Origin of the sequence: Rhizobium sp. WW_1 (assembly GCF_003610155.1) — a bacterium.
Taxonomy (GTDB): Bacteria; Pseudomonadota; Alphaproteobacteria; order Rhizobiales; family Rhizobiaceae; genus Rhizobium; species Rhizobium tropici_A.
In genome coordinates this window covers 148,726-166,623 of sequence record NZ_RAIN01000001.1, presented here as the reverse complement: position 1 = coordinate 166,623, position 17,898 = coordinate 148,726, and the positions used below count along the sequence as shown (strand labels likewise).

The following is a 17,898-nucleotide window of genomic DNA, read 5'->3' as shown; positions in this document are numbered from 1 at the left end:
GCAGACCGAACACATAAAGAAAACCCGCGGGGCGAAGTGCCTCGCGGGTTTTTCTTTGAGCTGCTCCCCGGTTTATTGGCCGGGGTTGAGGTTGTTGAGGAAGTTCCTCGCGCCGTTGACGCCGCCGGCGGCACCGCCCTGGAGGATCTGCTGCAGGAAGGTGATGTCGCGACCGCCTGTCGGTGTCGTGCGGCTGATCATGTCGAAGACCTTGCCGTCCTTCAGCGTGTAGTTGGCTTCCTGCTTCACGACGCCGGTCTTATCGAAATAGATCGCCAGAATGTTCTGGTCGACCAGCTTCGGCTTCATGAAGGCAACGGCGCGCGTGCGCTTCTGGGAGATGTAGTAGAAGACTTCACCGTCGAAGGTCGCCGTGGTCGAGGGCGTGCCGAGCGAGAGCAGGACCTGCTCGCGGCTCGAGCCGACCGGCGCAAGCGCCAGCGACTGCGGATCGAAGATATAGCCGTTGTTCATGACCTCACTGGTCTTGCAACCCGAAAGTCCCATGGTCGCAATCACCAGGGCGATGGCGGCAGTGCTGCTGAAAGTAATGTCAGACTTGAAATACCGTCTGGTCAACGACATCTCATCTCCCCTAATGAATCAATCCGATGGCCGGGTGGCCGGTATGACCTTGCTGTACATATCATTGTGGCCTTTCCGCGATGGGAAAAGGTACAATCATGTTGTTCGGCACTCTTCGTCACCGATCATGCACAACATGACGACGATAAGGGCTGGAGCCTCGAAGCGGGCACAAACGGCATTGCAATTCGCGCCTGCTTCGGTAAACCAGCTTTTGCGTGGATGCAACAAGGCCAAGCAAAAACGGCGCGCTCCAAGGGAGCCAATTCCGGGAATTTTCATGATTTTTGGGCTCTTCCGCAAAAGAAATCACAACCAGATCATCGTCGTCAGGCAATATGAGATCCTGACATCCATGGCGCGGCAGCCGGTTTTCTACACCGACTATGATGTGCCCGATACGGTGATGGGGCGTTTCGAATTGCTCTCGGTCGTCATGATCCTGTTTTTCCGCCGCACGCGTTCTTCGGTCACGAGCGGTCAGGAACTGGCGCAGGAAATCGTGGATGCCTTCTTCGAGGATATCGATTATTCGATCCGTGAACTCGGGATCGGCGACAACAGCGTGCCGAAGCGGATGAAGAAGCTCGCGGGCATGTTCTACGGACGCCTCGAAAGCTATGCCGGGGCCATGGATGGCGCTGATCGCGCCGCGCTTGCTGCAGCGCTTCAGCGCAACATCTATCCCAAGGCGGATGAAGGCACGGCCTCCATGGGAGCATTGGCCGACTGGATGATGATCGCCGAAGCGCACCTCGCGACAGTAACCGAAAATCAGATCGCCACGGGCTCGGCGACGCTGCCGCTACCAGATGAAGTCGGCCAGCGCGCCGGTTAGGAGATAAAAATGAAAAGACACGACTCCGATGAAACGCCGTTTTCCTATCCGGTAAAGGTAGGGCATATCTCCGCCAATCCGGTGGATGTGCATCTCGAGGCCGATGATCGCGAGCTTGCCGGGCTTGCTGCCCTTTGGGATGTTCTCTCGGTCGGCAAGCTCGCTGCCGACCTCAAGATTTCGCGCTGGAAAGGCGACGGCGTCCGTATCAAGGGCAATGTGAAAGCCAGGATTGTCCAAGCCTGCGTTGTCACACTCGAGCCAGTCGAATCTGATATCGACGAGGACTTCGAGCACATTTTCGTGCCCGAGGATTCCAAACTGGCGCGCGCGCCGTCGGTGGATGCTGGAGAAATGGTGCTTGATCCCGATGGCCCGGATCTTCCCGAGACTTTTACCGGCGATACGATCGACGCCGGTGCGGTCGTGGCGGAGTTCGCAGCCCTCGCCATAGATCCCTATCCGCGTAAGCCCGGTGTCGAGTTCGAGACGCATATTGAAGACAACGGCGAGGACGACAAGAAGCCTTCGCCCTTCGCCGTTCTGAAAGACTGGAAAAAGGAATAGGCCCCGGTATTCGAGCACAATTCAGTTGTAACCGGGGGAGAAAACGGTATTTTGACGCCAAATTCGCCCGTCGCGGCGAAGAAAAAGGACTAGGGACGCGTGATCAGAATTTCTCTTGACCTAATGGGTGGCGACTTCGGCCCTGAGGTTGTTGTTCCCGGCGCGGCCAAGGCGCTGGATAGGCATCCCGATATCACATTCATCATGTACGGACAGAAGGAGCGCTGCGAAGCGATCCTGGCGAAATATCCCAAGCTTCGTGAAAAATCCGTCTTTCACGAGTGCGAAGTTGCGATCAGCATGGATGAAAAGCCGAGCCAGGCGCTTCGCCGCGGCCGTTATGTCTCCAGCATGTGGCGTTCGATCGAGGCAGTGAAGGCGGGCGATGCCGATGTCGTCGTCTCTGCCGGCAATACCGGCGCGCTGATGGCGATGGCGAAATTCTGTCTCCGTACGATGGCCAATATCGAACGTCCGGCGATCGCCGCGATCTGGCCGACGCTGCGTGGCGAAAGCATCGTGCTTGATGTCGGCGCGACGATCGGAGCCGATGCGCAGCAGTTGCTCGATTTCGCCCTGATGGGCGGTGCCATGGCGCGCGCGCTCTTCGAGATCGAGCGCCCGACCGTCGGCTTGCTGAATGTCGGCGTCGAGGAAATCAAGGGTCAGGAAGACGTCAAGGATGCTGGCCGTCTCATTCGCGAGGCCAATCTCGAGTCGCTCGAATATTCCGGCTTTGTCGAGGGCGACGATATCGGCAAGGGCACGGTTGACGTCGTGGTCACGGAAGGCTTTTCCGGCAATATCGCGCTGAAGGCTGCAGAAGGCACCGCAAAGCAGATCGGCGCCTATCTGCGCGCTGCCATGTCGCGCACGCTGCTTGCGCGCATCGGCTACGTATTTGCCAAGGGCGCTTTCGATCTGCTGCGCGAGAAGCTCGATCCGAGCAAGGTCAATGGCGGCGTCTTCCTCGGCCTCAACGGCATCGTCATCAAGAGCCACGGCGGCGCGAACGCCGAAGCCTTCGCGGCCGCCATTGATGTCGGCTACGATATGGCCAAGAATGGGCTCACACAGAAAATCGAAAATGATTTGAAGAGATATCATGCCAAACGGCTGCCCCCCATCGGGCCGGAAGCGGCATGAGAGACGGGGTACAAGCAGAATGATCCGTTCAGTTGTTCGCGGTTTTGGGGCGGCGCTCCCCAAGCGCGTCATGACCAATGCCGAGATGGAGCAGGTTGTCGATACCAGCGACGATTGGATCGTCCAGCGTTCGGGCATCCGTCAACGCTATATTGCCGGTGACGATGAAACCACGGCCTCCTTGGGCGAGCAGGCGGCGCGCGCTGCGCTTGCCAATGCCGGAATGACGCCCGACGATATCGACCTGATCATCGTCGCAACCTCGACGCCGGACAATACCTTTCCCGCAACCGCGGTGAATATCCAGAACCGTCTCGGCATGCATCATGGCTTCGCCTTCGATGTGCAGGCGGTCTGCACCGGTTTCGTCTATGCCGTGACCACGGCCGATGCCTATATTCGCGGCGGTCTTGCCAAACGCGTGCTTGTCATCGGCGCCGAGACATTTTCGCGCATCCTCAACTGGACCGACCGCACGACCTGCGTTCTCTTCGGCGATGGCGCGGGCGCGCTCATCCTGGAGGCCGGCGAGGGGAGTGGCGCCAATACCGATCGCGGCGTGCTGACCGCAAGCCTGCGGTCCGATGGCGCCCACAAGGAAAAGCTCTACGTCGATGGCGGTCCCTCTACGACGGGAACCGTCGGTGTCCTGCACATGGCGGGCCGCGAAGTGTTCAAACACGCCGTCGGCATGATCACCGATGTCATCCAGGCCGCATTCGATGCGACGAACACCACGCCGGACGATCTCGACTGGCTCGTGCCGCATCAGGCCAACCGCCGCATCATCGACGGTTCTGCCAAGAAGCTCGGAATCGCGCCCGAGAAGGTTGTGGTCACCGTAGACCTTCACGGCAACACGTCGGCCGCATCGATCCCGCTCGCACTCTCGGTCGCAGCCGGCGATGGTCGAATCAAGAAGGGCGATCTGGTCATGCTGGAAGCGATGGGCGGCGGCTTCACCTGGGGCGCCGTGCTGTTGCGCTGGTAGCGTCAAATCTCTAAAAGCCGTTCCTAACAAGAGCTTGACCGTTTGGCGCAAGGGCAATAGTCTCGCAAAACTTGAAGAATATTACGCAGCAAGATGGGCGGGGAGCTATGACGGGCAAGACAGTGACGCGCGCAGATTTGGCGGAGTCGGTATTCCGGAAAGTCGGTCTCTCCCGGACGGAATCGGCTGAACTCGTCGAAACCGTGATCGATGAGGTTTGCAACGCCATCGTGCGCGGAGAAACCGTGAAACTCTCCTCGTTCGCGACCTTTCAGGTGCGCGACAAGAATGAGCGCATCGGTCGCAACCCGAAGACCGGCGAGGAAGTACCGATCTCGCCGCGTCGCGTCATGACCTTCAAGGCGTCGAACGTGCTGAAGACCCGCATTCTGAAGGCGCATACGAGCCGCAAGGCCAAGACCAAGCCGGCTAATCCTGCCTCCTGATCCAAATCTGGTATTTCTGTTTTCGGCCGGCCGCACGCCCAGTCTTGCGGTCGTTTCGTAATGGCTTGCTTTCGGATTTGTTGCTCAGCCTGTGCAACAGCCGAAGATGTGACTTGAATTTCCGCCGCCAAACCGTTGAAATATGGTGAGTCGTATCATGGAATGGTGCGAATGCCGACATCCGCTTTGCGTGATCCGGCTAAACGGCACCGCATGTGCAGTGTGGGAGTATGGATGATGGACAAGAGCCCGGATGCATTTCGCACGATCAGCGAAGTCGCGGAAGACCTTGATCTGCCGCAGCATGTCCTACGGTTCTGGGAGACCCGGTTTCCGCAGATAAAGCCGATGAAGCGCGGCGGTGGCAGGCGTTATTATCGACCCGAGGATGTCGATCTGCTGAACGGCATCCGCCATCTGCTCTACGATCATGGCTACACGATCAAGGGCGTCCAGAAGCTTCTGAAGACCAACGGCAACAAGTTCGTCATTGCGGTCGGACATGGCGATCTGGCCAGTGTCGAAGCGCTTGCCGCCGCGCAGGAGCCCGCGAGCGTCGAGCCGCGTGTCAACTCCGCCAATAGCGACGAGGACCAGATTGTCGGTCGCGCCAAGGCGCCGATCAGCCGCCGCTTCTTCAATTTCGTCAGCGGCGATGACGGTGTGCCGGATGTTTCCATCGGCAAGTCCAGCGTCGGCAAGGAGGATCGCGCCCTGCTTCAGGAGACGCTCTACGATCTTCTGGAGTGCAAGCGTCTGTTGGATCAGGTTCGGTAAGGCTTTATCTCGCTTGCCTTGGGGATTGCGGCAGAAGCGTGTTGTATTTCTTAAGCGCGCAACTATAGTATGTATCATCCCGTGCGCTGCGTGTATTGGATGTGCGTTGCCGGTGCGTTTTGTTGCTGCAGCATGTAAGTGATATTTTTATCACGCCAACCACTCTTCTACGTTGTAAAAATTAGTTCGGCAGCCTTATTAACTTGCTGCAACAAGATTGCGGGTTCAGTTTGGCGGCGAAGCTTGTTTGCTTCGCCCTGTATGAGGGGAACAGTCAGTCAGGCTATGGAGGGGCACGCTGCTGCCTGCCGGGAGACTCCATTTCTGACGGATAGTCAAATGGAGACACCATGAACATCAAGAGCCTACTACTTGGCTCCGCCGCTGCCATCGCCGCAGCGAGCGCTGCCCATGCCGCAGACGCAATTGTTGCTGCCCAACCGGAACCGCTTGAATATGTCCGTATCTGCGATGGATACGGAACAGGTTATTTCTATATTCCCGGCACTGAAACCTGCCTGAAGATCGGTGGAAAAGTTCGTACCGAAGGCGAGTGGTATGATGCCTATAATCCGAACAGCAGGGTCGGCACGCTCTGGCACGAACGCGTCGAGCTTAACGTCGATACGGCGACCGACACCGAATACGGTCCGCTGAAGACCAACACCATCTTCCGCTGGGAGTGGAACGATGGGGGGGCGACGTCGCCCAAGCTCCTGTTCGCCAATATCAGCCTTGGCGGCTTTACGGTCGGTAAGCTCGACTCCCAGTTCAACCTGTACGTAGGTTACGCTGGCGACGTCATCAACGACGACGTGATCTATGACGGTCCGTATGAACTGAACCAGCTGACCTACAAATATGATACCGGCAACGGCTTCTCTGCCGTGATCTCGCTGGAAGACTCCAACTCCACCTCTGACGGCGAAGCGTCCTACGGTGCCGGCTGGTGGACGGACGACAAATCCAACCATTACGCTCCCGACGTCGTCGCCGGCGTCGGATACACGACGGGCGACTGGGGCTTCAAGGTTGTTGGCGGCTATGACTCCATCGTCGAGGAAGGCGCCATCAAGGCTCGTCTCGACGCCAAGTTCGGCGGCGTGGAGGCCTTCCTGATGGGTGGCTGGAACACGGACGGCGACAAGCTGAACAAATATGCCGGTACGAACCAGGACATCTCGGCCTGCACGGCATCGAATGGCGTCGTCAATCCGGCCAAATGCGGCTGGGGCGATTGGGCATTGTGGGGTGGCGTTGGCGTTCCGATCAATGACAAGTTGAAGTGGAACCTGCAGCTCGCCTACACCGACTCGAAGATGTTCGAAGCGACCACCAACCTCAAGATCTATCCGGTCAAGGATTTCCTGATCTGGCCGGAACTCAGCTATGTGCATTACGACTATATCAAAGATGATACGGTCGCCGGCATTCTTCGCTTCGAGCGGAACTTCTGATCGAAGACAGGGATCCTGCAGCTTCGAAACGCTGTGGTGTGTAAATAGGATGAAAAGGCCCTGCCATTGCGCGGGGCCTTTTCATTTTGCGCGAACGTGCTATTCGCTTCTTAAGGATGATGCTATTTCCGCGTGCATTTTTGCCACAGTTTGGCGGATTTTCGCGCCCGGCTTGATAAGGTTGGCTTGCTAAAGCTTACCCTTGGCTGTAGTCGGTTTTTCCGGGGTTGTATCTAAATTGCCGGAGGGAATATGCGCATACGTGCCACCATGGCGGCGAGCCTCGTCGCCATATCAACTATTTTGTCGAGCTGTCAGACGCCGCAGGAATCCGCGATGAATGCGGAAATGACCTGCCAGTCGCAAGGGTTCCGCCCGGGAACGCAGCGTTACAATCGCTGCGTCGGCGCGACCTATCAGGCAAATCGCGCCCAGGCGCAACAGGCTGAAAACCAGGCGGCCGCCCTCGCTGCGGCCGGCATCATCGGCGGCGTCCTTGTCGGTGCCGCTGTCAGCGACAATCGTCATCATCGCGGCTATTACGGTCGTCCCTATTATCGCCGTTGCTATCGCTGCTGGTGAGCCTTTCTTTGACCCATCGCCGCCCGATGCTCCGCCGGCTCGCGCCGGCGGAGTTTTAGAAAAGAATCCGACACCGCATTCCCGCTGTTCTTCGAATGGCGAAGATAATTATCCTATTGTCTCTTCACGCACTCCGGACGGAGAACTGCCGCGTACTTTTTCCGGCAAGACTCTAACCTTCTGGGGTCATTATCTGACGATTGACAAGTTTCAGACTTCGGTCCGGCTGGACAATGTAGGTTTCGACGACATCCTCACCCCATCGGTTGGTGAAGTCGTGGCGGAATTGCGCACCTGGGGGCGATTTCGTCAGCTTCATATGCGGCTGGCCGCCATAGGTGATGCTGCCCGGAATGGGCTGCAGCGGTTCGGTTGTGTTGCACGCGGCAAGCAGCGGCGCGCACAGCAGGAGGGGTACTATATAGGGCTTCATTGCCTTGACTTTCCGCGCACTTTCCGCCTTTCGAAATCAGTCGCACAATAAAGGCGGAAGGGCATCTATGAGTGTGGCTTCAAATCACTATATACAGATAATGACGGCGCGCTCGGCAGCAAGGTTTCCGTGCTGATTTACTTGACGACGCCGACGGTTTTCGAAGGAGTCGCATATGTTTACGATTGCCAGATCGATAGCTGCAGCGGGTTTTGGTCTCTTGTTGGCGGCCGGCGCCGCCATGCCGGCCGGTGCCATCACCATGCCGGCCCTGTCCGTGCCTGCAGCCGCACAGTCGGACATCATCCAGGTTCGCGATCACAGCCACGGCCATTGGCATCATCACAACCGTTGGGGCAGCGGCCATCGCTTGCACGGCGATGACAGTTACTACGACGATGATTCAGGCAGCGGCCTCCTGTTCAAATCTTTTGTGACCGGTACGCTGTTCAACAGGCAGGGCTCGCAGAGCTACTACGACGGTCATGCGCGCGACTGCGCAAGCCGCTATCGCTCTTACCGCGCCTCGGACAACACCTATCAGCCGAGCCACGGACCAAGACAGCTGTGCCGCTGAGCGGCAACTTTTTCTGAGCAGACCGCTACTTTTCGCTTGCGTCCGGAAACGCTAAACTCTAAACGAAACAAGCCGTTTCGGCAGGTCGGGGCGTAGCGCAGCCCGGTAGCGCACTTGACTGGGGGTCAAGGGGTCGCTGGTTCGAGTCCAGTCGCCCCGACCATTTATCTCTTTGAACTCCCAATCGAATTTCTGAAAATCAACTGCACCAGGATGTAGCCCGGCCGCTCCAGCGGCGGGCAAGACCTTCTGATATCATCTGGTCGCCCAGCGAGCGTCCAGCGCGCATGGCGATGCGTAGCTTGCCGCCATTGGGATCGTCGCGGCGGTTGCTGCCGGAAAGCACGAAGCTTCCATCGTTGAGAATGGCCTGCAGGCGCAGCTTTGCGGCCACGCCTCTCTGTTTCTCGCTCGGGCAGCGTGCGGTACCGGCGTCCGGCACATCGATATCGGCCAGCTGGATTCGGATGCCGTCTTGCCAGAAGGTATTGCCGTCAACAACGCAATTCGTTCCCGAACCGGCACCGCAAATCACGAAACGGCCGCCGGTCTGGGCTCGCGGGCTGGTTATGGGCCGCTCGACAGGTATTCTGGCGACCGGCATCGCCACGGGGATAGCGGCGGGCGGCACCGGCAGGCCAGATGTCGCGCGCGGTTCCGGAGTGATTGCCGCGGTTTTGATCTGTGGCTTTGCCGCCGGTACGGGCGCCTCCCGGGCCATTTGCGGCATGCCGGCGACCGCGCCGGCGTGGGCCAGCATCGACGGCATGTCCTTCCGGTGCTGATAGGCGTAGATGCCGGCGATCGTCGCCAGGCCGACAACGCCCCATAGCCACATCGAATTGCCCGCCTTGGACTGCGGCTTGCGCCGCGTGCGTCGTTTCGCTTTCGCCATGGTATCGTCCCTCAATTGCGAGAGGGATTATCGCCGCCATTTCTTACCGATCCGTTGGCTTCGGCGGAGATCATGAATTGCGATGGGGCAGGGCTACTTCCCAGCAGCTGCCGGCGGCTTCAGTTTCACCGACATCGTCACCTGTCCGTTGATGGAAAGTCTGGCGCCGCGATTGTCGAGGTTGTTGATGGAAGTGTTGCTTGACATGGCGCTGATCTCGCAGGCATCCGCGATGGTATCGAGCAGGGTGGCGCAGCTGCTCGCCGCAATCTTGTAGAAGGATTTCAAGGCCTTCTCCTGCTCTTCCTCGCTGTCGCCATCGGCTACCGGATAGGAAATAGATATTCCGGACTGAACTGTAATATATCCTTCCGGCGCCTGGCGGGGATTGCGCAGCGGCAGATTCGAAAAATTCTGCGCCAGCGCCGGCAGGGCTGTTGCCGCAAGTGCCAGGCCGAGAGCGGTAGAAATCAGAAATCTGGTCATCGTCGTGCCTCCGTTTTTTCCGCTTATCGCAGATGTGGATAAAGGCTTGGTGAGGCGCTGACTTAAAATTGTATCCTTGGCCAATTCCATTGCAGAACTTGCGAATCAGAAGTGCTCCGGGCTGAAAAGCTTCCTTGCCAAGCCTGTGGGCAAGGCGCATAGTCCCCTCCTGTCGTCGGGGATAAACGGGTGCCGACGAAGTGTTGCGTGCTTCTGCCCGACAGACGACGAGACGCGCAAATGCTGGACACTCCTATCCATCCACGAGATCTGCCGCTATTTTCAGACGATCTGGATCGCCTCGAGAAGGTGCTGGACACCGTCTGCAAGGATCGTGGCATGAGCCCCCGCAGCCCAGAAGCCGAGCGGCTCGGCGCGTTGATCATTCAGCTCTATCGCCAGGGCGTGAAGGACGACGCAAAGCTCATCGCGCTTGCACGGGCTTATTTCTGACGCAGGTGCGTTTTTTTGTGGTCGGAAATCTAATCGATTTAAGCTGATTTCACATAGCTGCAATGATGCTTTGTGCCTGTTCGAAGTGGACCGGCCTCCCTATATTTGCTGCGTTGCACAAAGAGATTCGATTTCTCGATGTCACTGATTCTCGAAAGGAACAGTGCGCGCCAGCCAGCAGCGGAAGAAAAACCGACCGTGGCTGGCGTGGATAGAAAGGTCCATGATGAATTTTAAAGTTCCGAGCCGGCTTCGCCGCTTGCTCGTTGATTCCGTCGAGCTGCCGCAGCTCAAATTCCCGATGACGCAGCCGCTGTCTCAGCCGTCGCGCCGTCGCGTTTCCACGCGCCCGTCGTCGCAGCGGTTGACGGAAGTTTTGTGGTTTGGCCGCAATCCTGGCAATCTGCGCATGCTCGAATATGTGCCGCCGGGTGTGAAGGCCCCGATGCCGCTCGTTGTCGTCCTGCACGGCTGCCATCAGAATGCCGAGGATTTCGATCGTGCGAGCGGCTGGACGGCGCTTGCCCGCGAGCATGGCTTTGCCGTGCTTTACGCCGAGCAGAAGGCATCGAACAATCCCAATCTCTGTTTCAACTGGTTTCGCCCGAGCCTGGTCACGCGCGATCGCGGCGAGCTCGGTTCTATCCGCGAAATGATCGATTTCAGCCGTCGCGTGCATTCGATCGACGATAGCAGGATTTTCGTCATGGGCCTGTCAGCCGGCGGCGCGCTGGCATCTGCATTGCTGGCGACCTATCCGGAACTCTTCGCCGCGGGCGCGATTATCGGCGGCCTGCCTTTCGGTGCTGCCCGGGATGCCATGTCTGCGCTTGACGTGATGAAGCGCGGCTCCAGCCGCCCGGCGGAAAAGTGGGGAGAGCTTGTTCGCGAAGTCTCTCCTGAAGCCGCGCGCTATCCGGTTGTCTCCATCTGGCACGGCGATGCCGATGACGTGGTGTCCTTCGCCAATGCGGAGGCATCTGTCGCGCAGTGGCTGGCCGCCCGCGAGCGTCCTCGAACCAAGGGCCGGCTGCGTCTTTTCGAAGGCGGCGAGCGGCGCGAATGGCGCGACGACTATGGTCATATGATCCTGGAGCTCGTCACGCTGACTGATTTCGGCCACGGCTTGCCCGTTGGCTCCGTCGTCGACGGCTGGGAACCGGCCAACGACACCGAGCGCTACATCCTGCCGGCTGCCCTGTCGGCGCCGGACGAGCTTGTCAAAAGCTGGAAGCTCACAGCTTAAGGCAGGTCTCGGAGGCAGCGATGCGCCTCAGAGATCAGTCGTCATTGGTGGCATTCAGGTTTTCCGGCCGGATGCCATCCCCCTCAGACCAATGCTTGAAGCGTATGCCGGGGCCACCCATGCCGTCGCTGCCGCCGGCAAGGAAAAGAACGCCGTGGTGCTCGAGGACGGAGCGAACCGCCGCAAGCGCTTTCATATCCGTCGAAGCGGCCTCGGCTTCCAGTGCCTCGATCGCCGAAACCGGGAGTTTGCTCTCGTTGGCAAGCGTCTCCGCCGTCAGTCCGAGCATGGCGCGCGCACCGCGCAATTGTGCTGAAGTAATCATGAGTTAAGTCTATCGCATCGGCTCGAAAAGCGGAACCGATTTCCAAGGAAAATCGCCAGCGGATTTAAAAGGCGGCGGCGCTCTTCCCGCGCTCTTCAACCGTATTGTCCAAAGTGGAATTGGCCACCAGTTCCAGCGGCGCCGGGGAAGGGTAGCCCAGCAGGTCGTGGTAGATTTTCTCGGTCTTGTCGGCCATGCCCGTGAGCGTATAGCCATCCTTGCGGCGGCGGGCTTCGGCAGTGAAGCTTGCAAGCAGCGCCGGATCGGCAAGGCGTGCCATTGCGGCCGCCAATGCTTCCGGATCGTCGCTGTTTGGCACGATATAGCCGTTCCTGCCATGCTCCAGCACGGTGCGCGCGCCGCCGACATCGGCGAGCAGCAGCGGCTTGCCGGCTGCTGCCGCCTCCAGCATCACATAGGACATCGCCTCATAGCGGCTTGGCATGACCACGGCGTCGAAGGCGTTGATGGCCGTCACACCGGGCACGCTGCCGTCTAGACGGGCACGATCTTCCAGCCCCGCGACCTTGATCATGTTGCCGACGCTTTCGGCCAGCTCGCCGATCCCGATCATCAAAAGATGGGCCTGCGGCACGTCCGCGGCGATGCGCGCGAACGCTTCGACCAGCCGCTCCGGCGCCTTCTGCCGGGTCATCCGGCCGACGAAACCGAAGAGCAGCGCGTCTTGCGGAATGCCGTAGCGCCTGCGAATGGCCGCGCGCTGGCTGAGAGGCGGTGCGCTGACGCCGTTGACGACGACGCGCAGGCATTTTTCCGGGATGCCGAGGGAGAGGGCGTGGTTATATTCATCCTGCGAAACGCAGACCAGACGGTCCGTCAGCAACGTGCCGAGAAGGCGTTCGATGCCGCCATAGATCAGGCGGCCCTTCGCACCGAGCGTCGGGTCCATGGTGCGGAAGGCATGCGGCGTGTAGAGAACGGGCACGTGCCGTCCAGGTAGCCGCAGCCGCGTCAGTGCGCCGGCCTTGGAGCTGTGGCCGTGGATCAGGTCGAAGGGCCCATGCGTGGCAGCGATCTTGCGGAGACGCCACCATGCCGTCAGATCCCAGGGGCCGGGAGCGCGTCGCATGGCGAGCGGTATGACACGGTCGAGGCCAATGTTTTCCAGCTCGGCGACAAAGGCGGGCTCGGCGCGAACAGGCGAATAGACGGCGGTGACGGAGTGACCGCGATGCTGCATCGCCCGGCAAAGATCGAGAAAATGCCGTCCGGAACCGCCGCCGCTCGGCTCGAGAACCTGCAGCAACGACAGGCGTTTGACGTTGGTGCGAATGTTCACGGGGCAGCTTCCCTTCTGTTCAGGTCGCGCTGATACTTCTGCTCCAGGGCGCCGCAGCCCCAGACGATGCCGATCAGCATGTAGAAATGGCGCCAGTGATCGGTGTCGATGACATTGCCGATACCGACATGGCCGAGAATGACGATCCAGGCGATCATCACGTAGGGCTGCCAGGGCCGTTCGCGCAGCAAGTTGCGGAAGCCGATATAGATGGTCCAGCAGATCATGCTGATCCACGTCACGAAGCCGATCCAGCCATATGTCGTCAGCGTCTTCAGCCAGGTATTGTGCTCGTCCTCGCGAAAGATCTGGCCGAAGACCAGCGGCCCGATGCCGAGCGGCCGCTCCATCGACATCATGAAGCCGATGCCGTGACGTTCGAAGCGGCCGAGATGCCCGCCGTCATAGCTCTGCACGAGTTGCAGGCGCGTCGAGAACAGGTCGCTGACCTGCGGAAACTGCAGCGCGACGACGAGCAGGACAACCATGAGAATGATTGCCGCCAGCGACATCACCAGGATGCGCAGCCGGAACGTATTGCTGCGATGCTTCAGCAACATGCAGAAGATCAGCATGACCGATGCAAAGGCGAAGAGGGCCCAGGCCGCGCGGGAGAAGGACAGGAAGATGCCGAAGGCAAGCACGAACAGGCAGATGCCCTTGATCGGTGCTTTCTTCAGATCGCCGATCAGAAGGCCGTGCATGAGATAGAGGCTTGGCGCCACCAGATAGGGGCCGAAGACGTTCGGGTCCTGGAAGGCGCCCATGGCACGGTCGTAGCGGGTGAAGATGTCGAAACCCGGAACGGCGTGGAAATAGCCGAGGATGCCGAGGCTGGCCGTGATCAGCGCCGCGACGACCCATGTATTGAAGATCAGCCTCAGCCGTCTTTCATTGTCTTCGGTAATGGCCGCATAGAAGACGGAACTCAGCGCGAGAAAGGTCGAGACGGCAATGTAGATCGGGCCGTCGAGATGGTTGCCTGCGGCAAGGTCGTGCATTTGCGTGATTGAAAGCATCCCGCCGACGTTGAAGGTCAGGAACAGGGCGAGGAGCGGCGCCACATTGCGCGATATCTTAAGCCCTAGAATGAACCAGGTGCCGATAAGAAAGGCCAGCCACAGTTCATAGGGTGCCGGCTCGGCGATGACGAAGCCCGAAAGGAACACGCCGATGGCGACGCTCGCCGTCCCGATCAGCCGCATGGCGGCAAGCTGCGGCTGCGCGACGCGGGGCGATGGCAGGTCGAGCGTGGTCAATAGGCGTTTTCCGTATTGAGCAGGCGGAACGGCGTCAGGAACAGGATCTTCAGATCGAAGAGCAGCGACCAATTCTCGATGTAGTAGAGATCGTAGGCCGTGCGGAACTTGATCTTGTCGTCGCTGTCGATCTCGCCGCGCCAGCCGTTGATCTGCGCCCAGCCTGTCACGCCCGGCTTGACGCGATGGCGTGCGAAATAGCCTTCGACGACGTCGGAATAGGTGCGATTGTGGCTGGCGGCAAGCACGGCATGCGGTCGTGGGCCAACGAGCGAGAGGCTGCCGAGCAAAACGTTGAAGAGCTGCGGCAGCTCGTCGATCGACGTCTTGCGAATGAAGCGTCCGACGGGAGTGACGCGCGGATCGTTCTTCGTCACGGCATTGCGTGCCGACGGATCGCTCATATGCGTGTACATCGAGCGGAACTTGAAGACGTTGATGATCTCGTTGTTGAAGCCGTGGCGCTTCTGCATGAAGAAGACCGGCCCCCTCGAGGTGACCTTGACTGCAATTGCCGCGCCGAGCATGACCGGCCAAAGCAAGGCAAGCGCGACCACGCTGAAGAAGATGTCGAAGATCCGTTTGGCGACGCCGTCCCAATCTCTGATCGGCTTGTTGAAGATGTCGAGCATCGGCACGGCGCCGACATGCGAGTAGGCGCGGGGACGGAAGCGCAGCTTGTTGGCGTGGGCCGCCAGACGAATGTCGACGGGCAGCACCCAAAGCATTTTCAGCAATTGCAGGATGCGATCCTCGGCGCTGATCGGCAGCGCGATGATCAGCATGTCGACGCGCACGAGCCGGGCGAAATCGACCAGTTCCGCCACGTTTCCAAGCTTCGGATAGCCGGCGACCATCACTGGCGAGCGCTTCTCGCCGCGGTCGTCGAAAATGCCGCAGATGCGGATGTCGTTATCGGGCTGATGTTCGAGCGCGCGGATGAGTTCCTTTGCCGGCTCGCCGCCACCGATGATCACTGCGCGCCGTTCCATGACGCCGTTACGGGCCCAATGACGGATGCCATAGGCAAAAAGCAGGCGGGCGACCAACAGGAAAGCTGCGCCGGCCGCGAGCCATAGGCCGAGAAGAGGGTACGAGTAGATATTGCCGATATCGAACGGCAGAAGGGCGATGACCATGACCGCGAAGGCTGCGACCCACGATCCGAGAATCCGGTGCAGAAAGCGGTGCGGCGAGCGCAGGACCGGGATCTGATAGGCATCCGAAATCTGCAGAAAGACGATGGCAAGGCCACTGAGGGCAACGGTCACCAAGGCTTTCGACACGAAGGGATGATTGTCTGTCGTCCCGAAGAAGAGGATCGCCAGCCCGAATGCGAGCTGCGACAGAAGTTCGAACAATCGGTATTGTCCGACGATGATTGCCGGAGACTGGTTGGTTTCGCGAAGCTGTTCGGCGATCTGCCGGGCATAGGCATTCATGCCGTCCGGGCGCTCGCTGTTGACCTCTCCGATGTCGCGCGTGCGGATTTCAGAAACCTGCTTGCGAAGATTGTCCAAGTTAAATTGCTCGGACTTTTCACTTGTGTTCATGGCAATTTATCCGGTCGTTACCGGAAAATGGCTATCAGAAATCAGCTAAGAAACACTTACAACACTTGCTGGTATTCTAACCGTCGTTGTCCAGGCCAAGTATATTTTGATACAGCTGCAAAGTATCCCGTGCCATGACCGAGGCGGAAAAATTGGACCGGATCGTCCCTATATCTGGCATGTTGCGCGCGCCCCAGTGAAGCTCCGTGATCGCTTCGGCCATGATGCGCGAGAGATCGTCGGCATCCTCCGGCTTGGCGAGGGCAGGGCTGTTTTCGCCGAGCGCTTCCGCAACGCCGCCGACGCGGGAGGCGATGACGGTCTTTCCGGCGGCGAGCGCCTCCAGAACGATATAGGGCATCGCCTCGGCGCGCGAGGGAACGATGACGTTCTGCGACACAGTAAAGGCTTCCTGCACGCGCATGGCGGGCAACATGCCAATACGATGGCCAAGGCCGCGTTCGACCATCATCCGGTGATATTTGTCCCTGTCCGGTCCGTCGCCGATCATCAGTGCCGAGAGCGGCCTGCCGATCCGTCGTTCCGTTCTTGCAAAAGCGTCCACAAACAGATCGGGACCTTTGAGGTCCCGGAGCATGCCGATATAGACGAAATGCACGGAGTCTGATCGCGTCGGCACGGTTCGGAAATCCCTTTCGCTGATGCCATTGTAGATCATCATCGAGCGGGTACGCGGCTTGCCGATCTTGCGTTCATAGGTGCGGCGTTCGAAATCGCAAATGAAGATCAGGCCGTCGGTCAGAAACTCCAGCATCCGTTCCAGGCTATGCACCAGCATACCCTGGAGCGAACGGCGCGGGAAATGCAGGCTTCCGCCATGCGCTGTATAGAGGCGGGCTACGCGATACCTGTTGACCCGCAGGATTGAGCCGAGAACGCGCGCAAGCAGGCCGCCTTTGGCGCCATGCCCGTGCAGCACATCCGGCCGCAAACTCTTGATTTCCTTGTAACTGCTCCAGAGAGTACCGACATCCCAAAGGGTGATTTGCCGCCGGATCGGCAGGCGGATGATGCCGAGCGCCAAGAAGGGCGCGATATCGTCGAACAGACGATCCTCATGCGCGCCGCCCGTCAGGCTGTCGCAAAGAATACCGACCTCGTGGCCTGCCTTGCTCTGTTCCTCCGCCAAATCCCGGACATGACGGAAGACTCCGCCGACCGGCGATCTGAAGCAGTGAAGGATACGAAGTGGTCTGGCCATGAGCGGACGCGGTTAGAACAACCGCTCTCTGACGTAGATGGTGTCGCCTGCCAGTACCGGATCGGAAATGCCGACCCGTCCCGTCATGACATGACCGTTGATCTTGCGGGTGACATCGGCATTGGATTGGTTGGCTCTGCTGCTGAAGCCGCCCGCAACAGCGATCGCGTTCTGGACCGTCATGCCCGGCACGTAGGAATATTGGCCGGGCTGCCCGACTTCACCCATGATATAGACCGAGCGATAACGGTCGATGTCTATGGTGACGTCGGGGTCGCGGATATATCCCTGCCGAAGCTTCTGCGCGATCTGGCCGGAAAGCTGCTGCAGGGTCCGGCCGCGGGCAGCGACCTGACCGATCAATGGGAAGGCAATGTAGCCGGCCTGATCAACCGTATAGGTATTGGTCAGCCCGGTCTGGTCGAACACCGTCACGCGCAAGCGGTCGCCGCTGTCAAGCGTATAGGGCTGGATCGTGGCTTCGCTGAAGGCTTTGGGCGCCGGCTGATAGGTGTTGCAGCCGGTGAGCGCGGCGCTCACGGCAGCCATGCCGAGTGCAAGGACAATCTTTGACTTTGCGAAGGGCATTTCGCGCTCATTAGAAAGGGAAAAGACTAGCGTCGTTATCAATCCGTTAGGGTTAACGGTCGGTAAATAGCAAAGGAAATTCCAGGAAAAAATTAGCGATGCCAAAAATAATGCTGGCGAAATACTATTAACGCTTGGGTTACCATAGTCGTTTACGCTTAATTTTGGCTTT

Annotated in this window: 21 protein-coding genes and 1 tRNA gene; 12 read left to right on the top strand and 10 right to left on the bottom strand. The window is 59.2% G+C overall.

Annotation, left to right across the window (positions count from 1 at the left end):
• Nucleotides 1–72: 72 nt before the first annotated feature.
• Entirely contained in the window at nt 73–585 is a 513-nt protein-coding gene (locus tag BJ928_RS00785) for an outer membrane protein assembly factor BamE (RefSeq protein WP_047627118.1), read from the bottom strand.
• Between the two features lie 280 nt (nt 586–865).
• On the opposite strand from BJ928_RS00785, the gene BJ928_RS00780 reads away from it, so the two are divergent.
• The 8 genes from BJ928_RS00780 to BJ928_RS00745 all read left to right on the top strand — a co-directional run bounded on the left by BJ928_RS00780 (nt 866) and on the right by BJ928_RS00745 (nt 7,389).
• Nucleotides 866–1,423 (top strand): ubiquinol-cytochrome C chaperone family protein, encoded by a 558-nt coding sequence (locus BJ928_RS00780; protein ID WP_047627117.1) that lies wholly within the window; start codon nt 866–868, stop codon nt 1,421–1,423.
• A 9-nt stretch (nt 1,424–1,432) separates the two neighbouring features.
• Nucleotides 1,433–1,990 carry a DUF177 domain-containing protein gene (locus BJ928_RS00775; protein ID WP_047627116.1) on the top strand — a complete coding sequence of 186 codons (558 nt, stop codon included), beginning with the start codon at nt 1,433–1,435 and terminating at the stop codon, nt 1,988–1,990.
• Nucleotides 1,991–2,089: 99 nt separating this feature from the next.
• A complete protein-coding gene (gene plsX, locus BJ928_RS00770; protein ID WP_047627115.1) occupies nt 2,090–3,136 on the top strand; it encodes a phosphate acyltransferase PlsX in 1,047 nt (348 codons plus the stop codon).
• Between the two features lie 19 nt (nt 3,137–3,155).
• The gene (locus BJ928_RS00765) at nt 3,156–4,127 is read left to right on the top strand and encodes a beta-ketoacyl-ACP synthase III (protein WP_047627114.1); all 972 of its coding nucleotides are present in this window, start codon (nt 3,156–3,158) and stop codon (nt 4,125–4,127) included.
• Nucleotides 4,128–4,234: 107 nt separating this feature from the next.
• Nucleotides 4,235–4,573, top strand: coding sequence for an integration host factor subunit alpha (locus BJ928_RS00760; RefSeq protein ID WP_047627113.1), 339 nt, complete (start codon nt 4,235–4,237; stop codon nt 4,571–4,573).
• A gap of 237 nt (nt 4,574–4,810) precedes the next feature.
• Complete coding sequence (locus BJ928_RS00755; protein ID WP_047628702.1) at nt 4,811–5,350, top strand: MerR family transcriptional regulator; 540 nt, start codon at nt 4,811–4,813, stop codon at nt 5,348–5,350.
• A 350-nt stretch (nt 5,351–5,700) separates the two neighbouring features.
• Nucleotides 5,701–6,807, top strand: coding sequence for a porin (locus BJ928_RS00750; protein WP_047627112.1), 1,107 nt, complete (start codon nt 5,701–5,703; stop codon nt 6,805–6,807).
• Between the two features lie 252 nt (nt 6,808–7,059).
• Nucleotides 7,060–7,389, top strand: a complete 330-nt coding sequence (locus BJ928_RS00745) for a hypothetical protein (protein ID WP_047627111.1) — start codon at nt 7,060–7,062, stop codon at nt 7,387–7,389.
• Nucleotides 7,390–7,561: 172 nt separating this feature from the next.
• On the opposite strand, the gene BJ928_RS00740 is transcribed toward BJ928_RS00745, so the two are convergent.
• On the bottom strand, nt 7,562–7,822 hold the full coding sequence (locus BJ928_RS00740) for a hypothetical protein (protein WP_047627110.1): 261 nt from the start codon (nt 7,820–7,822) through the stop codon (nt 7,562–7,564).
• A gap of 175 nt (nt 7,823–7,997) precedes the next feature.
• Between BJ928_RS00740 and BJ928_RS00735 the strand changes: the two genes are divergently transcribed.
• Both BJ928_RS00735 and BJ928_RS00730 read left to right on the top strand, forming a co-directional pair.
• Nucleotides 7,998–8,399 carry a BA14K family protein gene (locus BJ928_RS00735; protein WP_047627109.1) on the top strand — a complete coding sequence of 134 codons (402 nt, stop codon included), beginning with the start codon at nt 7,998–8,000 and terminating at the stop codon, nt 8,397–8,399.
• Between the two features lie 86 nt (nt 8,400–8,485).
• A tRNA-Pro gene (locus tag BJ928_RS00730) sits at nt 8,486–8,562 on the top strand.
• 36 nt (nt 8,563–8,598) lie between these two features.
• Here the strand turns inward: BJ928_RS00730 and BJ928_RS00725 are convergent.
• Together BJ928_RS00725 and BJ928_RS00720 are read right to left on the bottom strand one after the other, a co-directional pair.
• A complete protein-coding gene (locus BJ928_RS00725) occupies nt 8,599–9,294 on the bottom strand; it encodes a hypothetical protein (protein ID WP_047627108.1) in 696 nt (231 codons plus the stop codon).
• Nucleotides 9,295–9,387: 93 nt separating this feature from the next.
• Nucleotides 9,388–9,870: a hypothetical protein gene (locus tag BJ928_RS00720; RefSeq protein WP_245432210.1), complete on the bottom strand. Its 483-nt coding sequence runs from the start codon at nt 9,868–9,870 to the stop codon at nt 9,388–9,390.
• 150 nt (nt 9,871–10,020) lie between these two features.
• On the opposite strand from BJ928_RS00720, the gene BJ928_RS00715 reads away from it, so the two are divergent.
• Both BJ928_RS00715 and BJ928_RS00710 read left to right on the top strand, forming a co-directional pair.
• Complete coding sequence (locus BJ928_RS00715; RefSeq protein ID WP_047627106.1) at nt 10,021–10,233, top strand: hypothetical protein; 213 nt, start codon at nt 10,021–10,023, stop codon at nt 10,231–10,233.
• A gap of 223 nt (nt 10,234–10,456) precedes the next feature.
• Nucleotides 10,457–11,479, top strand: a complete 1,023-nt coding sequence (locus BJ928_RS00710; protein ID WP_245432209.1) for a PHB depolymerase family esterase — start codon at nt 10,457–10,459, stop codon at nt 11,477–11,479.
• 34 nt (nt 11,480–11,513) lie between these two features.
• Here the strand turns inward: BJ928_RS00710 and BJ928_RS00705 are convergent, their stop codons facing one another.
• The 6 genes from BJ928_RS00705 to BJ928_RS00680 all read right to left on the bottom strand — a co-directional run bounded on the left by BJ928_RS00705 (nt 11,514) and on the right by BJ928_RS00680 (nt 17,726).
• Nucleotides 11,514–11,804, bottom strand: a complete 291-nt coding sequence (locus BJ928_RS00705; RefSeq protein WP_047627105.1) for a helix-turn-helix domain-containing protein — start codon at nt 11,802–11,804, stop codon at nt 11,514–11,516.
• Nucleotides 11,805–11,868: 64 nt separating this feature from the next.
• A complete protein-coding gene (locus BJ928_RS00700) occupies nt 11,869–13,104 on the bottom strand; it encodes a glycosyltransferase family 4 protein (RefSeq protein ID WP_047627104.1) in 1,236 nt (411 codons plus the stop codon).
• Nucleotides 13,101–14,363, bottom strand: a complete 1,263-nt coding sequence (locus BJ928_RS00695) for an O-antigen ligase family protein (RefSeq protein ID WP_047627103.1) — start codon at nt 14,361–14,363, stop codon at nt 13,101–13,103. The genes BJ928_RS00700 and BJ928_RS00695 overlap by 4 nt, the downstream gene beginning before the upstream one ends.
• Nucleotides 14,360–15,916, bottom strand: coding sequence for an undecaprenyl-phosphate glucose phosphotransferase (locus BJ928_RS00690; RefSeq protein WP_047627102.1), 1,557 nt, complete (start codon nt 15,914–15,916; stop codon nt 14,360–14,362). The genes BJ928_RS00695 and BJ928_RS00690 overlap by 4 nt, the downstream gene beginning before the upstream one ends.
• A 76-nt stretch (nt 15,917–15,992) precedes the next feature.
• Nucleotides 15,993–17,138: a glycosyltransferase family 4 protein gene (locus tag BJ928_RS00685; RefSeq protein ID WP_047627101.1), complete on the bottom strand. Its 1,146-nt coding sequence runs from the start codon at nt 17,136–17,138 to the stop codon at nt 15,993–15,995.
• Nucleotides 17,139–17,150: 12 nt separating this feature from the next.
• A complete protein-coding gene (locus tag BJ928_RS00680) occupies nt 17,151–17,726 on the bottom strand; it encodes a polysaccharide biosynthesis/export family protein (protein ID WP_047627100.1) in 576 nt (191 codons plus the stop codon).
• Nucleotides 17,727–17,898 lie beyond the last annotated feature (172 nt).

Excerpts from the sequence above, each read along its gene's own strand:
- BJ928_RS00785 (WP_047627118.1), bottom strand. The coding sequence starts at position 585 with ATGTCGTTGACCAGACGGTATTTCAAGTCTGACATTACTTTCAGCAGC.
- BJ928_RS00780 (WP_047627117.1), top strand. The coding sequence starts at position 866 with ATGATTTTTGGGCTCTTCCGCAAAAGAAATCACAACCAGATCATCGTC.
- BJ928_RS00775 (WP_047627116.1), top strand. The coding sequence starts at position 1,433 with ATGAAAAGACACGACTCCGATGAAACGCCGTTTTCCTATCCGGTAAAG.
- BJ928_RS00765 (WP_047627114.1), top strand. The coding sequence starts at position 3,156 with ATGATCCGTTCAGTTGTTCGCGGTTTTGGGGCGGCGCTCCCCAAGCGC.
- BJ928_RS00760 (WP_047627113.1), top strand. The coding sequence starts at position 4,235 with ATGACGGGCAAGACAGTGACGCGCGCAGATTTGGCGGAGTCGGTATTC.
- BJ928_RS00755 (WP_047628702.1), top strand. The coding sequence starts at position 4,811 with ATGGACAAGAGCCCGGATGCATTTCGCACGATCAGCGAAGTCGCGGAA.
- BJ928_RS00750 (WP_047627112.1), top strand. The coding sequence starts at position 5,701 with ATGAACATCAAGAGCCTACTACTTGGCTCCGCCGCTGCCATCGCCGCA.
- BJ928_RS00745 (WP_047627111.1), top strand. The coding sequence starts at position 7,060 with ATGCGCATACGTGCCACCATGGCGGCGAGCCTCGTCGCCATATCAACT.
- BJ928_RS00740 (WP_047627110.1), bottom strand. The coding sequence starts at position 7,822 with ATGAAGCCCTATATAGTACCCCTCCTGCTGTGCGCGCCGCTGCTTGCC.
- BJ928_RS00735 (WP_047627109.1), top strand. The coding sequence starts at position 7,998 with ATGTTTACGATTGCCAGATCGATAGCTGCAGCGGGTTTTGGTCTCTTG.
- BJ928_RS00725 (WP_047627108.1), bottom strand. The coding sequence starts at position 9,294 with ATGGCGAAAGCGAAACGACGCACGCGGCGCAAGCCGCAGTCCAAGGCG.
- BJ928_RS00720 (WP_245432210.1), bottom strand. The coding sequence starts at position 9,870 with ATGGAATTGGCCAAGGATACAATTTTAAGTCAGCGCCTCACCAAGCCT.
- BJ928_RS00715 (WP_047627106.1), top strand. The coding sequence starts at position 10,021 with ATGCTGGACACTCCTATCCATCCACGAGATCTGCCGCTATTTTCAGAC.
- BJ928_RS00710 (WP_245432209.1), top strand. The coding sequence starts at position 10,457 with ATGATGAATTTTAAAGTTCCGAGCCGGCTTCGCCGCTTGCTCGTTGAT.
- BJ928_RS00705 (WP_047627105.1), bottom strand. The coding sequence starts at position 11,804 with ATGATTACTTCAGCACAATTGCGCGGTGCGCGCGCCATGCTCGGACTG.
- BJ928_RS00690 (WP_047627102.1), bottom strand. The coding sequence starts at position 15,916 with ATGAACACAAGTGAAAAGTCCGAGCAATTTAACTTGGACAATCTTCGC.
- BJ928_RS00685 (WP_047627101.1), bottom strand. The coding sequence starts at position 17,138 with ATGGCCAGACCACTTCGTATCCTTCACTGCTTCAGATCGCCGGTCGGC.
- BJ928_RS00680 (WP_047627100.1), bottom strand. The coding sequence starts at position 17,726 with ATGCCCTTCGCAAAGTCAAAGATTGTCCTTGCACTCGGCATGGCTGCC.